Origin of the sequence: Sphaerisporangium melleum (assembly GCF_014646695.1) — a bacterium.
Taxonomy (GTDB): Bacteria; Actinomycetota; Actinomycetes; order Streptosporangiales; family Streptosporangiaceae; genus Sphaerisporangium; species Sphaerisporangium melleum.
This window is the reverse complement of record NZ_BMNT01000002.1, coordinates 1-13,548: the sequence shown is the minus strand read 5'-3', so window position 1 is coordinate 13,548 and position 13,548 is coordinate 1. Positions and strand designations below refer to the sequence as shown.

The 13,548-nt window shown below is 72.9% G+C and carries 14 protein-coding genes; 8 read left to right on the top strand and 6 right to left on the bottom strand.

From position 1 onward, the window contains the following. Positions 1-3 precede the first annotated feature (3 nt). The 3 genes from IEY93_RS01940 (at position 4) to IEY93_RS01930 (ending at position 3,522) form a co-directional block, all read left to right on the top strand. Complete coding sequence (locus IEY93_RS01940; protein ID WP_189161186.1) at positions 4-1,152, top strand: thiolase family protein; 1,149 nt, start codon at positions 4-6, stop codon at positions 1,150-1,152. Positions 1,153-1,272: 120 nt separating this feature from the next. Further along, positions 1,273-2,871, top strand: a complete 1,599-nt coding sequence (locus tag IEY93_RS01935) for an acyl-CoA synthetase (protein WP_189161185.1) — start codon at positions 1,273-1,275, stop codon at positions 2,869-2,871. A gap of 45 nt (positions 2,872-2,916) precedes the next feature. Then, complete coding sequence (locus IEY93_RS01930) at positions 2,917-3,522, top strand: TetR/AcrR family transcriptional regulator (protein WP_189161184.1); 606 nt, start codon at positions 2,917-2,919, stop codon at positions 3,520-3,522. A 37-nt stretch (positions 3,523-3,559) separates the two neighbouring features. On the opposite strand, the gene IEY93_RS01925 is transcribed toward IEY93_RS01930, so the two are convergent. After that, entirely contained in the window at positions 3,560-3,817 is a 258-nt protein-coding gene (locus IEY93_RS01925) for a hypothetical protein (RefSeq protein ID WP_203968340.1), read from the bottom strand. A 257-nt stretch (positions 3,818-4,074) separates the two neighbouring features. Between IEY93_RS01925 and IEY93_RS01920 the strand changes: the two genes are divergently transcribed. From IEY93_RS01920 to IEY93_RS01910, 3 genes are all read left to right on the top strand, one after another. Further along, positions 4,075-5,487, top strand: a complete 1,413-nt coding sequence (locus IEY93_RS01920) for an acyl-CoA carboxylase subunit beta (RefSeq protein WP_189161183.1) — start codon at positions 4,075-4,077, stop codon at positions 5,485-5,487. A gap of 463 nt (positions 5,488-5,950) precedes the next feature. Then, entirely contained in the window at positions 5,951-6,259 is a 309-nt protein-coding gene (locus IEY93_RS01915) for a hypothetical protein (RefSeq protein ID WP_189161182.1), read from the top strand. Then, on the top strand, positions 6,256-7,917 hold the full coding sequence (locus tag IEY93_RS01910; protein WP_203968341.1) for an amidase: 1,662 nt from the start codon (positions 6,256-6,258) through the stop codon (positions 7,915-7,917). The genes IEY93_RS01915 and IEY93_RS01910 overlap by 4 nt, the downstream gene beginning before the upstream one ends. A gap of 82 nt (positions 7,918-7,999) precedes the next feature. Here IEY93_RS01910 and IEY93_RS01905 read toward each other — a convergent pair whose 3' ends face one another. Continuing rightward, complete coding sequence (locus tag IEY93_RS01905) at positions 8,000-8,638, bottom strand: LysE family translocator (RefSeq protein WP_189161181.1); 639 nt, start codon at positions 8,636-8,638, stop codon at positions 8,000-8,002. Positions 8,639-8,757: 119 nt separating this feature from the next. Further along, positions 8,758-9,642, bottom strand: a complete 885-nt coding sequence (locus IEY93_RS01900) for a LysR family transcriptional regulator (RefSeq protein WP_189161180.1) — start codon at positions 9,640-9,642, stop codon at positions 8,758-8,760. 75 nt (positions 9,643-9,717) lie between these two features. Between IEY93_RS01900 and IEY93_RS01895 the strand changes: the two genes are divergently transcribed. Continuing rightward, on the top strand, positions 9,718-10,713 hold the full coding sequence (locus IEY93_RS01895) for a threonine ammonia-lyase (RefSeq protein ID WP_189161179.1): 996 nt from the start codon (positions 9,718-9,720) through the stop codon (positions 10,711-10,713). Between the two features lie 422 nt (positions 10,714-11,135). Here the strand turns inward: IEY93_RS01895 and IEY93_RS01890 are convergent, their stop codons facing one another. From IEY93_RS01890 to IEY93_RS01880, 3 genes are read right to left on the bottom strand one after another with little or no spacing between them, the layout of a single operon-like run. Beyond that, positions 11,136-11,651, bottom strand: coding sequence for a hypothetical protein (locus IEY93_RS01890; protein WP_189161178.1), 516 nt, complete (start codon positions 11,649-11,651; stop codon positions 11,136-11,138). Positions 11,652-11,663: 12 nt separating this feature from the next. After that, entirely contained in the window at positions 11,664-12,539 is an 876-nt protein-coding gene (locus tag IEY93_RS01885) for a hypothetical protein (protein WP_189161177.1), read from the bottom strand. Between the two features lies 1 nt (position 12,540). After that, complete coding sequence (locus tag IEY93_RS01880) at positions 12,541-12,870, bottom strand: hypothetical protein (protein WP_189161176.1); 330 nt, start codon at positions 12,868-12,870, stop codon at positions 12,541-12,543. A gap of 191 nt (positions 12,871-13,061) precedes the next feature. Between IEY93_RS01880 and IEY93_RS01875 the strand changes: the two genes are divergently transcribed. Further along, positions 13,062-13,463, top strand: coding sequence for a YbaB/EbfC family nucleoid-associated protein (locus IEY93_RS01875; protein ID WP_189161175.1), 402 nt, complete (start codon positions 13,062-13,064; stop codon positions 13,461-13,463). Positions 13,464-13,548 lie beyond the last annotated feature (85 nt).

Sequence of the window (13,548 nt, the reverse complement as noted above, 5' to 3'; positions counted from 1 at the left end):
CACATGGCCAACCGCTGCGCCGTCATCGGCGTCGGGCAGACCAAGTACCAGACCAAGCGCCGCGACGTCTCCATCGCCGGCCTGGTGCGCGAGGCCGCGCTGCGCGCGCTGGAGGACGCCGAGCTCACCTTCACCGACATCGACGCCATCGTCATCGGCAAGGCCCCCGACCTGTTCGAGGGCGTCATGATGCCGGAGGTCTACCTCGCCGACGCGCTCGGCGGCGCCGGCAAGCCGGTGACCCGCGTGCACACCGCGGGGAGCGTCGGCGGGTCCACCGCGCTGGTCGGCGCCTCGCTGGTCCAGGGCGGCGTGCACGACCGCGTGCTGGTGGTCGCGTTCGAGAAGCAGTCGGAGTCCAACGCCACCTGGGCGCTGTCCACCCACCTGCCGTTCACCGCGTCCCTGGTCGTCGGGGCCGGCGGCTACTTCGCGCCGCACATCCGCGAGTACATGCGCCGCTCGGGCGCGCCGGGCCACATCGGCACCCTGGTCGCCGTCAAGGACCGGCTGAACGCGCTGAAGAACCCGTACGCGCACCTGCGCATCCCCGGCATCGACCGGGCCATGGTCGAGTCGACGCCGATGCTGTGGGAGCCGATCCGCTACCTGGAGACCTGCCCGTCCTCCGACGGCGCGTGCGCGATGGTGCTGGCCGCCGAGCACAAGGTGACCGGCACCCCGGCGTGGATCCACGGCGGCGCCATGCGCTCCGAGCCCATCTTCCGGGCCGGCCGCGACACGGTGAACCCGCAGGGCGGCAAGGACTGCGCGGCCGACGTCTACCGCCAGGCCGGGATCAGCGACCCGCGGCGCGAGATCGACGTCGCCGAGGTGTACGTGCCGTTCTCCTGGTACGAGCCGATGTGGCTGGAGAACCTCGGCTTCGCCGGCGAGGGCGAGGGCTGGAAGCTCACCGAGGCGGGGGCGACGGCGCTGTCCGGCGACATCCCGTGGAACGCCTCCGGCGGCGTGCTCAGCTCCAACCCCATCGGCGCCTCCGGCCTGATCCGCTTCGCCGAGGCGGCCCTCCAGGTGCGAGGTCGCGCGGGGGAGCACCAGGTCGAGGGGGCGCGCCGCGCGCTCGGCCACGCCTACGGCGGCGGCGCCCAGTTCTTCGCCATGTGGATCGTCGGAAGCGACCGGCCATGACGAGCGTGAGACCCGCGTAGCGGGTGGAAGGGGGCGCGCGCGGCCCGCCGGCCGGGCCGCGCCGCGAGCCATCGGGGGACCAGTGCGGACCACCAGCGACCGAGTTGTGAGGAGTCCCCGATGGAGTTCAACCACGCCGACCTGTTCGAGGGATTGGCCGACGCGATCGGGGACCGCGTGGCGGTCGTCTGCGGCGACTCCCGGCTGACCTACGCCGAGCTGGAGGCGCAGGCCAACCGGCTCGCGCACCACCTCATCGAACGGGGGGTGGGCGCGGGCGACCACGTCGGCATCCAGATGTACAACGGCGTCGAGTACGTCGCCGGGCTGCTCGCCACCCTCAAGATCAGGGCCGTGCCGGTGAACGTGAACTACCGGTACGTCGCCGCCGAGCTGCTCTACCTGTACACCGACGCAGACATCGTCGCCCTGCTGTACGACACCGAGTTCGACGACCGGGTGGCCGCCACCGTGCCGCGGTGCCCTAAGCTCACCACCCTGATCTCGGTCGGCGGCGCCTCGCGCGTGCCCGGCGCGGTGCCGTACGAGCAGGCACTCGCCGGGCGTCCGGACGGCCGCGACGGCTTTCCCGCGCGGTCGGGCGAGGACGTGTACATCATCTACACCGGCGGCACCACCGGCATGCCCAAGGGCGTCATGTGGCGCACGCGGGACCTGTTCATGGCGTTCGGCGGCGGCAACCCGTACGGCGAACCGCACACGCGGCCGGCCCAGGTCATCGAGACCGCCGTGAACGCCACCCCCATCGTCATGCTGCCCGCCGCGCCGCTGATGCACGGAGCCGCGCAGATGGCCACGTTCATCGCCTTCTGGATGGGCGCGACCGTCGTCTACACCCGCAGGTTCGACGCCGCCGACGTGCTGCGCGCCATCGAACGCGAGCGGGTGCTCAGCGTCAACATCACCGGGGACGCCATGGCGCGGCCGCTCGCCGAGGAGATCGCCGCCGACGGCTACGACCTGTCGTCCCTGCTGGTGCTCAGCTCGACCGGGGCCATCCTGACCGGCACCGTCCGCGCCCGGCTGGAGGAACTGCTGCCCGGCGTCGTCATCATGGACAGCTTCGGCTCCACCGAGTCCGGCTACACCGCCTCCGCCGTCGCGGGCTCCTCCCCGGAGTCCGGCCTGAAGTACAAGCCGAACGCCACCGCCACCCTCGCGGTGCTGAACGAGGCCCTGCGACCGGTCGAACCGGGCTCGGGGGAGATGGGCACCGTCGCCAAGGCCGGCGACATCGCCTTCGGCTACTACAACGACCCGGACAAGACCGCCCGCACGTTCGTCACCGACGCCGCCGGCACCCGCTGGCTGCTCACCGGCGACCTCGCCCGGGTGGAGGAGGACGGCACCATCCTGGTCTTCGGCCGGGGCTCGCAGTGCATCAACAGCGGCGGCGAGAAGGTCTTCCCCGAGGAGGTCGAGGCGGTGCTCAAAGGCCACCCGGCCGTGTTCGACGCCGTGGTCACCGGCGTCCCGGACGAGCGGTGGGGCAGCCGGGTCGCCGCCGTCGTCGAGCCCCGCGCCGGCGCCGGCCCCACGGTCGCCGAGCTCGACGCCCACTGCCGCGAACGCCTCTCCGGCTACAAGGTGCCCCGGTCGTACGCGTTCGTGGACCGGATGGTCCGCACCCCGGCCGGTAAGGCCGACTACCGCTGGGCCAGGCAGGTGGCCACGCGCCCGCGCGGGGGATCCCACTAGCCGACCGGTCGCTTATCTCTGGCCGTGCGGTCGTACACTTGGGGCGTGGGACGGACCAGTGACGCCAGGGAGAAGATCCTCGGTGCCGCGCACTCGCTCATCGAGCTGCGCGGCTACTCCGCGCTCGGGGTGGCCGAGATCTGCAAGGCCGCGGGTGTGCCGAAGGGCAGCTTCTACTACTTCTTCGAATCCAAGGAGGCGCTCGCCCTGGCCGTCATGGACGAGCACTGGGCCACCCAGCTCCACGACTGGACGCGCATCCTGCGCGACGACGCCGAGCCGCTCGATCGGCTGCGGCGGCTCTTCGAGGCGACCGAGGCCCGTCAGCTCGCCGGTCAGCAGACCTGCGGCACCGTCTCGGGCTGCCTGTTCGGCAACCTGACCCTGGAGATGAGCAACCAGACCGAGGCCATCCGCGAACGCCTGCAGCAGATCTTCGACGTGCAGGTCGACCTGGTGGACAAGGTCATCATCGAGGCCCAGGAACGCGGCGAGGTCGGCGTGCCCGACACCCGCGAGGCCGCCCGGTCGGTCGTCGCGCAGCTCGAAGGCCAGGTGCTGTTCGCCAAGCTCTACAACGACACCCGGCGCCTTGCCCCGATGTGGAGCAACACCCTGGCCCTGCTCGGCGCACGCCCCGTCGCGCACTGAACCTCGCCCACCGGCCGTCCGGCGTGCTCCTGCTCGGCTATTCCTCGGACGGGTCTTCGAAGACGAAGTAGATGGACAGAACGAAGGGGCGATCTTCTCCGGTCTCGTAGGACCACGACACGTCCACCAGGAACACGTTGTGCGCGGCCACCCACTCCTGGGCCTGGCCGAAGGCGTCAGCGGCGGTGGCCCCGGCGAGGATCAACCTGGCCATCGGATGGACTTGGCTGTCGGCGTCCGCGTCGTCGAAGTCCGCCGGCACCGTGAGGCAGAGGTTGGGATCAGGCTTCAGCACGCCTTGACCCTAACCGCCGATCCACCGCCCCGCGCGGCCCGCGGCCGGGAGAAGACCGCCGTCGTTCTTCGCCGTTAATCGCATTTACCGGTGTCACTTCCTGTGTCGCTTTCTGGGGTACCGCTAGGGGTGCCCGCGACAATTAGCATTATTGCGAAATTCCGCCGACGTGTTTTCGAGGCGGTTCCGGCCGCAGCTGAAAATCCGTCCGCCGATCAGACGCCGGCCGCGGCCGTCCCGTCACACACGAGGTGGAAATGACGCGACTCGACACCCGTCCGGCGCCCATCGACGCGCGGGACCCGGAGCACCGGCTGGCCGCGCTGCTGGACGAGGGTTCCCAGACGCCGCTCGGCGAGGCGGACGGCGATGGGGTGCGCGCGGTGCGCGGCCGGCTCGACGGAGCCCCCGTCATCGCCTACTGCACCGACGCCACGGTGATGGGCGGGGCGATCGGATCGGCGGGCAGCAGGCGGATCGCCGGCGCCATCCACACGGCGGTACGGGACCGGTGCCCGGTGATCGGACTGTGGCACTCCGGAGGCGCGCGGCTCGCCGAAGGCGTCGAGTCGATGGACGGGTTCGGCCAGATGTTCGCCGCGATGATCCACGCCTCGGGGAAGGTGCCGCAGCTCTCGCTGGTGCTCGGCCCGGCCGCGGGCGGCGCCGCCTACGGCCCCGCGCTGAACGACGTGGTGATCATGGGGTCGGCCGGCCGGATGTTCGTCACCGGCCCGGACGTGGTGCGCAGTGTCACCGGCGAGCAGGTCGACATGGCGGGCCTCGGCGGTCCCGAGGTGCACGGCGGCAACTCCGGCGTCGCCCACCTCGTCGAGGACACCGAGGAGGACGTCTACGCGGCGGCCCGCAGGGTCATGGACCTGTTCACCCGGCCCGGCTTCTTCGACCTGGCCTCGCTCGGCGCCCCCGAGGATTTGGAGGCCCTGCTGCCCCGCCGGGTGCGCAGAGCCTACGACGTCCGGCCGCTGGCCCGGCGGGTCACGGACGCCGGCACCTTCATCGAGCTGCAGCCCAAATGGGCGCCGAACATGGTGGTGGGACTCGGCAGGCTGGCGGGCCGGACGGTCGGGCTCGTCGCGAACAACCCGTTGCGCAAGGGCGGCTGCCTGGACTCCCTCGCCGCCGAGAAGGCCGCGCGGTTCGTCCGCATGTGCGACTCGTTCGGCATCCCACTCGTGGTGATCGTCGACGTGCCCGGCTACCTGCCGGGTGTGCGGCAGGAGTGGGAGGGCGTGGTCCGGCGCGGCGCCAAGCTGCTGTACGCCTTCGGCGAGGCCCAGGTGCCGCGCGTGACGCTGGTGACCCGCAAGTCGTACGGCGGCGCGTGCGTGGCCATGAACTCCCGTTCGCTGGGCGCGACCGCGGTGTTCGCCTGGCCGGGCGCGGAGGTCGCGGTGATGGGCGCCGAGGCGGCGGTCGGCGTCCTGCGCCGCAAGGTGCTCGCCGCCGCCCCCGAGGACGAGCGCGAGGCGCTGCGGACCCGGCTCGTCGAGGAGCACCGCCACGCCGTGGGCGGGCTGGAACGCGGCGTCGCGCTCGGCGTCATCGACGAGGTGATCGACCCCGCCGACACCCGCCGCAGGCTCGCCGAGACGCTAGCCGCCGCCCCACCCGGCCGCGGCGGCCTCCACGGCAACATCCCCCTATGACCCGCTTCCCTTCCGGTCGAAGGGGAAGGCCTAATTCGATTCATCGCCCGCGCCGCCTTTCGGCAAGGACGTGATACGCGCGAGGTATGAACGTCCGGTGGAAATGGCCGTGGATTACCGCAGCCTCGGAAGTGGCGCATCTCCCGTTCCGGCGGGCATGCCGCGGCCGACACCCGCGTCCGTCGGTGGCCGGAAATTCGAGCGGGTCACGGCGCCGATCCGGCGGCGGCTTTCCGGCGGCGACCGGCCGATGGGGAAGTGCCGGCAGCCGGCGTGCCATCGTCCGGGACCGGTGACCGGCGGGGGTACGGCTCCGTGCAGGCGCCTTCGAAGGCAGGCGAGGCGGTTACCGCCACCTCGGCTTCGCCCAGGGGAAAGTGTTCACGAATAAGTGATCTATGGGACATATCGGTGATACGTGATGATCTGACTGTGGGGTGACTTCCTTCCTCTGGAGTACCACGTGACACCAGTGCCCCCCACAGACGCGGAACTCAACTCCCTGATCATCGCCCGGCTCGCTTCGCTGGGCATCGACCTCTCCCAGCTCCCCGCCGGCACCGCCTCCGACCCCGAGACCGGATCGCCCGGCCGTGACGCGGTGCTCGCCTCGCTCCGGTCGTTCATGCGCGGCACGGTCGCGCGCATCGCCGCCTACCAGTTGCCGCCGCCGTCCGGGACCGTTCCGGTCGACCCGGCCGCCGCGGCCGCGCTGTCCCAGCAGCGCGCGCCCATGATGTACCCCTCGATCAGTACGGAGTGGCGGCGATGAGCGAGATGACGGCACGCCCGGCCGCGACGCGCACCCCGGACGTGGACGAGGGGGCCGGACAGCCCCTGGACCGCTTCGTGGACCGGCGCGCCTTCCTGGCGCGGACCGCCGCCCTGGGCGCGGGCGCCGGCGTGGTGGCGGCCCTGCCGGCCGTTCCCGCGTGGGCCGGCGGCGCCAGGCACGGCAAGCCGTCGCTCGATGTGCCCGGTGCCTACGTCAAGCCGCGGCCCGAGGCGATGGCCGATCCCACCGAGCTGACCCTGGCCGAGGCGGCCTGGATGATCCGTGAGCGGAAGATCAGCCCTCTGGAGCTGGTCGAGGCCTACCTGGCGCGGATCGACGCCTTCGAGGCCACCTATCTGGCCTTCAACACGGTGCTCGGTGACGCGGCCCGTGCGGCTGCCACGTCCTTCGCCCGCCAGCGGTACCGCGGCCCGCTGCACGGCGTCCCGCTCGCGATCAAGGACAACTACTACACCCAGGGCGTCCGCACCACGGCGAACTCCTCCCTGTTCAAGGACTTCGTGCCGCCGTTCGACGCCACCGCCGTCGCCGGGCTCAAGGCCGCGGGCGCGATCGTGCTCGGCAAGACCCAGATGGGCCCGCTCGCCACGACCCGCGCCACGACCCCGGCCGGCGAGATCACCACGGTGAACGCCTGGACGCCGGGCGACCCGGCCGTGGATCCCGGCGGCTCGTCCACCGGCACCGCGACCTCGGTGGCCGCGCGGCTCGCGACGTCCGGGACCGGGACCCAGACGGGCGGCTCCATCACCGCGCCGTCCAACGCCCAGAACCTCACCGGCCTCAAGCCGACGATGGGACGGGTCTCGCTGTACGGCATCATCCCGCTCACCTACACCCGCGACCACCCGGGGACGCTGGCCCGGGACGCCAAGGACGCGGCGATCATGCTGACCGCGATGGCCGGCGAGGACCCGAACGACCCGCGTACGCAAGGGCTGCCGAAGGTGCCCGACCTCATCACCGCCGCCACTCCGGTCCACAGCGGCGGCCGGGTCAAGATGCGGTGGAACACCCGCATCGGCGTGCTGCCCGGATACGCCGATGGCACCTCCGAGACCGCGGCCGCCCGCCGGGGCTTCCTGAGCGCCATGGCGGCGATCCGCGGCGTCACGCTGGTCGACGTGCCGTTCCCCACCGACTGGGACCTGCTGACCGGCGGTGACTTCAACAACGTCCGCCTGCCCGAGCGCAGCGAGCCGTTCATGCCGTACCTGCGCTCCGACCTGCGCGGGTTCGGGGTGTCGCTGACGAGCTGGCTGCAGGGCGCGCTGATGGGCGCGAACGAGTTCGTCACCGGGCAGCGGGCCAAGCTGCTGCTGCTCGAGCGGGTGCTGGACCAGATCTTCGAGCGCTGTGACGTGGTGGTGCAGACCTCGCCGACGCCGTTCGACGGCATCGGCCTGCCGGAGATCGGCTTCCCGATCGGGTTCACCGCGACCGGCCGGCCGATCGGGACCATCCTCGGCGGCTCGCCGTACGCGGAGGACCGGCTGCTGTCCGTCGTCGCCGCCTACCAGGCCGTCTCGGACTGGCACTGGCGCCGTCCGGCCGACCCGCCGGCCGCCCACCTGCGCGCCACCCGCCCCCGCGGCCGCCTCACCCCCGAGGAGGCCGCCGAGCAGACCCAGTGACCTGCGCACCTGCGGAGCCGGTACGGGAAGGTCGCGCGCGGCGTCCCGTACCGGCACCCGCCGTCAGCGGAGGAGACGGTGCTCAGGCGGTGCGGGGGCCGTCGCCGGAGAGGGCGGCGGCGGCGCCGAGGCCGATGTAGACGAGGCCACCCGCGACGTCCAGCCGGCGGGCGGCGACGGGGGAGCGGCGCAGCCGGCCCGCGAGGGCGGACGACAGCAGGGCGTAGCCGCCGTCGCTCGCCATGCCGAGGATGATCCAGATGAGGCCGAGCAGGACGATCTGCGCCGCGACCGGGCCGCGCGCCGGGTCGGCGAACTGCGGCAGGAAGGCCAGGAAGAACAGCGCCGTCTTCGGGTTGAGCACGTTCACCACGAAGCCCTCGCCGAACAGGCGGGAGCGGGAGACCGGGGCGACCTCCCGGTCCAGGGCTTCGGACCGGGTGAGCAGCTTGCGCACGCCGAGATAGACCAGGTACGCCGCGCCGGCGTACTTCACCGCCGTGAACGCCGCGGCGGAGGCGGCGATCAGCGCGCTCACGCCGAGCGCGGCGGCGGCCACGTGGACGATGGAGCCCGCGTGGATGCCGGCGACCGACACCAGGCCGGCCGTCCTGCCCTGCGCGACGCTGCGGGTGACGATGTAGACGACGGCGGGCCCGGGCACGAGCAACAGCGCGAGCGTCGCGACCGCGAAGACCGCGAGCGTGGATATGGGCGGCATGTCGCCGATAGTAAGAATGGCGCCGCTGGGGCGTCCATCGAATTCCGCACCCCTGGCGCGTCCCCGATCCGCGGCCTGGCCGCCGGGGCCGTCAGGACGGGAACACCGCCGTGGGGTGGTCAGGGAGATGGCGGCGGGGCGGTCTGGACGAGGGCGGACAGCAGGGCCGCCGTCGCCGGAGGCTCGGGCGGCTCGCCGTACGTCGCGGCGAAGACGCGCCGCGTCGAGCCGGTGATCGGCCCGACCCGCACCTCCGGATGCCGGTGGGCCGAGAGCGCGAGGCCGGGCAGCACGGTCACGCCGAGCCCGGCCGCGACCATCGCCTGCACGGCCACGTAGTCGTCGGTGGTGAACGCGATGGCCGGCGCGAAGCCTTCGCCGGCGCACAGGTCGAGCAGGTGGCCGCGGCACCGGTCGCATCCCGCGATCCACTTCGCGCCGGCGTGCGCGGCCGGAGTCGCGCCCGGCGGAACCTCCGGCGGGGTGACCAGGAAGCCGGGGTCGTCGAACAGCGGAGTGACCCGCACGCCGTCCTGCGCCGGCTCGGGCGGGTCGTAGTGGAAGGCGACGGCCACGTCCACCTGGCCGGCGCGGAGCATGGCGAGCGCCTGGGGCGGCTCCGCCTCGGCGAGGCTCAGGTCGAGCCCGGGATGCGCGCGGGAGAGCCGGACGGCCGCGGCGGGAACGACGGTGCCGAGCGCCGAGGGGAAGGCGGCCAGGCGCACCCGTCCGGCCCGCAGGCCGACGTGCGCGGCCAGCTCGGCCGCGGCGGAGTCGAGCCGCCCGATGATCTCGGCGGCCCGGTCGGCGAGGACCCTGCCCGCCTCGGTCAGCCGGACGCCCCGTCCGGCCCGCTGCACCAGCCGCGCCCCGGTCTCGGCCTCCAGCCGGGCCAGATGGTGGCTCACGGAGGGCTGCGAATAGTTCAGCTCGCGAGCGGCGGCCGTCACCGACCCGAGCCGGGCGACGGCGTCCAGGACGCGCAACCGCTGGATGTCGAGCATTCATCAATCTTATCTATGAGTTCCCATGAACATTGGCATTGGACCTATGGATATGGCTGGGCCAGTGTGGATGTCATGCGACCGACCACCACACCAGCCGACCGGCCCGCGGCCTCCGCCGCCCCGCCGCCGTCCATCACCGACGTGCTGCGCGCCGCGCGCCTCATCGCCCCGCACCTTCCCGAGACGCCGATGTGGTCCTATCCGGTGCTGAACGCGCATGTGGGCGCCGAGGTCCACGTCAAGCACGAGAACGTCCAGCCGACCGGCGCCTTCAAGGTGCGCGGCGGCCTCACCCTGCTCGCCGGCCTGCCCGCGGCACAGGGGAAGGCCGGGGTGCTCACCTACTCCACCGGCAACCACGCCCAGTCCATCGCGTACGCGGCACGGCTGTACGGACTGCCGTGCACGATCGTCATGCCGGAGAACCCGAACCCCGCCAAGGTCGCGGCGGTCGAGGCGCTCGGCGCGGCGGTCGAGATCAGCGGCGCGACGATGGTGGAGGCCGCCGTGCACGCGCGCTCGCTCGCCGAGGAGCGCGGGGACCGGCTGATCAGCCCGGCCGACGAGCCCGGCCTCATCGCGGGCGTCGGGACGCTCTACCTGGAGATGCTCGCCCGCGTGCCGGACCTGGACGCGGTGTTCGTCCCGGTCGGATCGGGAACGGGTGCGGCGGCCGCCTGCCTGGTCGCCGCCGCCGTCGCGCCGCGGTGCCGGGTGATCGCCGTGCAGTCGGCGCTGGCGCCCGCGGCCCACGACTCCTGGCGGTCCGGCGCGCCGGTGCGCCGCGCGGTCGGCACCGTCGCGGACGGCCTGGCGACCGGCTCGGCGTTCGCCCTGCCGCAGAGCCTGATGCGCGGCCTGCACGACTTCGTCCTGGTGCACGACGACGACCTGCGCGCCGCACAGCGCGTCCTGCTCACCGAGGCGCACACCCTGACCGAACTGGCCGGCGCCGCCGCCCTGGCCGGGCTGCTCGCGCGGAAGGAGGAGTTCACCGGCCGGAAGGTCGCCGTCGTCTGCAGCGGCGCGAACGCCGGCCCGGCCGAGCTGCGCCGGCTCCTCGCCTAGTGTCCCGCGCCAGAAGTTCGTCCTCTAAGTCGATGGCTCAAATGACCAGGCCGGCGAGCGGTCCCATGGATTCCGCCTGGCGGGAAACCGCATGATTTACCCGACGGATCTCCGGCGCAGGACACTAGCGCGATGACCACAGAGGTTCACCGGGCACGGCTCCGCACCCCGGTCATGTGCTGGATGTGATCGGCGCCGGGTCGGCGGGTCGTGGTACGGCGATGCCGGCGCCGGCTACGGCGTCCGACCGGTGAACGTTCGTGGACAGCCCACCGGCCACCGGATTCGTACCGCGCAGCTTGAGCCGTCGCTGCGAGCCCGAGGCGTCGATTCACGGGTCGTCGGCCAGGCCGCTGGTCACTTCACCGGATCGTTGGGCGGGGCGGGTCAGTTCAGCGGGTCGTCGGGCGGGGCGGGGTGCGTCAGTTCACCGGGTCGTCGGGGCCGCAGGACCAGGTGTGGTCCAGCACCTCGAAGATGTCGCCGTACCGGGACGGGTCCCAGCCGTCGCGCTGGAAGAGCCGTGCCACCACGTCGGACGCGGCGCCCGGCAGGTCCGGGGACACCTCCTCGCCGATCAGCCGGGCGGCGCCCGCCACGTCGTGCACCCGGATGCGGTAGTCGACCTCCAGGTCGACCACCGGAGCCTGCTCGCCCGCCGCACCGGCCGGCTCTTCGGCCTCCGCCTCCTCGTCGGCGCGCCGGTCACTCGCCAGGTTGCTGAACGGATCGCCCCACCCGGCCTCCCGCGCGCACAGGTCGGCGTAGGCGATGGCCGTGGCGCGCAGGTGGTTGACCGCCTCGACCACCCGCGGGTAGTCGTCGGGGGCCTCGGTGAGGACCCGGGCGTGCTCTTCGATGGCCGAGCCGAGATCGCGGGCGCCGGCCAGCAGGTCGCCGCCTCCGGTCGCCTGGCCGCCGGTCTGGGACTCGTTCACGATCGTCAGCTCCTACGAGAACGGGAAGTGCCTGGTGTGCATGATCTCACCCTTGTTGTTCAGGAAGTCCACGTGGAAGTGGTCGCCTGAGGAGCACGGGCCGCGGAACACCGCCCTGCTGCCGCCGTCGGCCGCCGCCTGCCGGGCCTGCCGCTCGGCGTCCGCCCGGGTCGCGGCTCTGCGCACACCGGAGTTGGTCTTGCCGGCGGAGTTCCTCCGCCGGGCCATCAGCGCGATGTCCGGCCTGCGCGGCCCGTCCACCCCGGGCGGCCGGGCGCGGGGAAGGCCGGGGGGCAGGTGCCGCGGCCCGCCGGCCATGGCGAGCGGAGGGCCGCCCCAGGGGCCGCGGGCGTTGCGCAGGACGCGTTCCAGCGGCTGGGTGACCCGGCGGGCGAGACCGGGGGCCAGCACGCGCGCGCCGCCCTCGCCGGCCTCGCGCAGGATCCGGCCCATCGCGTACCGGGCGGACAGGACGGCGGCCGTCGCCGTGCCGAGGGCGAGCGGGCCGCCGGTGAGCATGCTGGTGGCGATCTTCACGGCGGCCACGGCGGCCTGCGAGATCACCGCGATCTTCGTGCCGGTGACCACGGTGGCCGCGCCGTCGAGCAGGACGGGCGCGTAGCCGCTCGCCCGGGTGGCCAGGCCGAGGTACCCGGTGCCGCCGGTCCGTTCCCAGTGGCCGTCCAGAGCGGTGGCGGAGGCTCCCCGGTAGCCGGTGCCCGTCCGCCGCACCGTCTGGTCGGCGCCCTCCGACGCGCTGCCGGCGTGGCCGGTGAGATCACGCCACGCCTGCGCGTCCACGCGCATCTTGGTCTCGCTGATGTTGATCCACGGGACGCCGGCCATGTTGAGGATGTCGGCGCCCCACTGCGGCAGCATCACGTCCATGTCAGGTCCAGGCCGTGCCGGTGTCCTCGCCCAGCCGCAGCACGCCGCCCGCCGTGTCGTCCTCGATGGCCGAGACCCGCACGCTGGCGGCCGACAGCCCGTCGCCGGTGCCGGTGATGACGTCGCCCATATGGGTGTAGGTGGCCAGGGCGACGTTCTTGCACTCGGCGTAGGCCGAGACGAACGGGCCCATCAGGCCGTCGTCCCCCCATGACCGGGGGTCGTTGTCCAGCAGGCGCCGCACCGCCGAGGCGTACTCCTCCCCGTGGACGCCGAGGTGCGTGGCCGCCGCGCGCAACGTCCCGTGGGTCATGTCGAATCCCCGTTCCATGCTCGGCAGGCTAGCCATGATCGACGACGTTCGCTCCGGCAATGCCGACGTTCAGTGCCTTTCACCCTCCAACCGATCTTTATCCCGCAATCCGGATGAGGCGTCGCTCCGAGCGCCGGTAGCATCCTGGCGAGCACGCCGTCCGGTGCTCCCGCGTCCGGACGTCCGGGCGTTCGGCGAAGGAGCATGTCGTGTCATCACCCACTCCGTGGCCGGATGAAGCAGATGATCTGCGACATCTGGAGCGGATCGTCCGGCAGACCGAGGAGGTGATGCGCGGCCTGCGGGAGGCGCAGGCCGCGATCGGCGCCGTCACGGCGGAGGGACGGGGAGCCGGCGGCATGATCCGGGTGGCCGCCGACGGCCGCGGGCGGCTCACCGGCGTCGACCTCGACCCGCGGGTCATGCGGCTGCCCGCCGGGGCGCTCGCGACGGAGGCGCTGAAGGCCATCCAGGACGCCCAGGAGGCCGCAGGGCGACAGGCTCAGGAGATCGCCGAGCGGGCGCGGGAGCACGCCGAGGCCTTCCCCGAGCCGCTCGACGAGGAGTTCGTGCGGCGCCGGGTCGAACAGGTCGCCCGCGAGATCGAGTGACACGCGCCCCTTCGGCCACTCGACCGTGTCGAACCGGCCGAGCCCCTTGAAACGGGGAAACCCCGGCGTGCGCCCGGCCTTCACA

Excerpts from the sequence above, each read along its gene's own strand:
- IEY93_RS01900 (WP_189161180.1), bottom strand. The coding sequence starts at position 9,642 with ATGCTCGACATCCAGCGGTTGCGCGTCCTGGACGCCGTCGCCCGGCTC.
- IEY93_RS01940 (WP_189161186.1), top strand. The coding sequence starts at position 4 with ATGGCCAACCGCTGCGCCGTCATCGGCGTCGGGCAGACCAAGTACCAG.
- IEY93_RS01885 (WP_189161177.1), bottom strand. The coding sequence starts at position 12,539 with ATGGACGTGATGCTGCCGCAGTGGGGCGCCGACATCCTCAACATGGCC.
- IEY93_RS01880 (WP_189161176.1), bottom strand. The coding sequence starts at position 12,870 with ATGGAACGGGGATTCGACATGACCCACGGGACGTTGCGCGCGGCGGCC.
- IEY93_RS01895 (WP_189161179.1), top strand. The coding sequence starts at position 9,718 with ATGCGACCGACCACCACACCAGCCGACCGGCCCGCGGCCTCCGCCGCC.
- IEY93_RS01935 (WP_189161185.1), top strand. The coding sequence starts at position 1,273 with ATGGAGTTCAACCACGCCGACCTGTTCGAGGGATTGGCCGACGCGATC.
- IEY93_RS01905 (WP_189161181.1), bottom strand. The coding sequence starts at position 8,638 with ATGCCGCCCATATCCACGCTCGCGGTCTTCGCGGTCGCGACGCTCGCG.
- IEY93_RS01910 (WP_203968341.1), top strand. The coding sequence starts at position 6,256 with ATGAGCGAGATGACGGCACGCCCGGCCGCGACGCGCACCCCGGACGTG.
- IEY93_RS01920 (WP_189161183.1), top strand. The coding sequence starts at position 4,075 with ATGACGCGACTCGACACCCGTCCGGCGCCCATCGACGCGCGGGACCCG.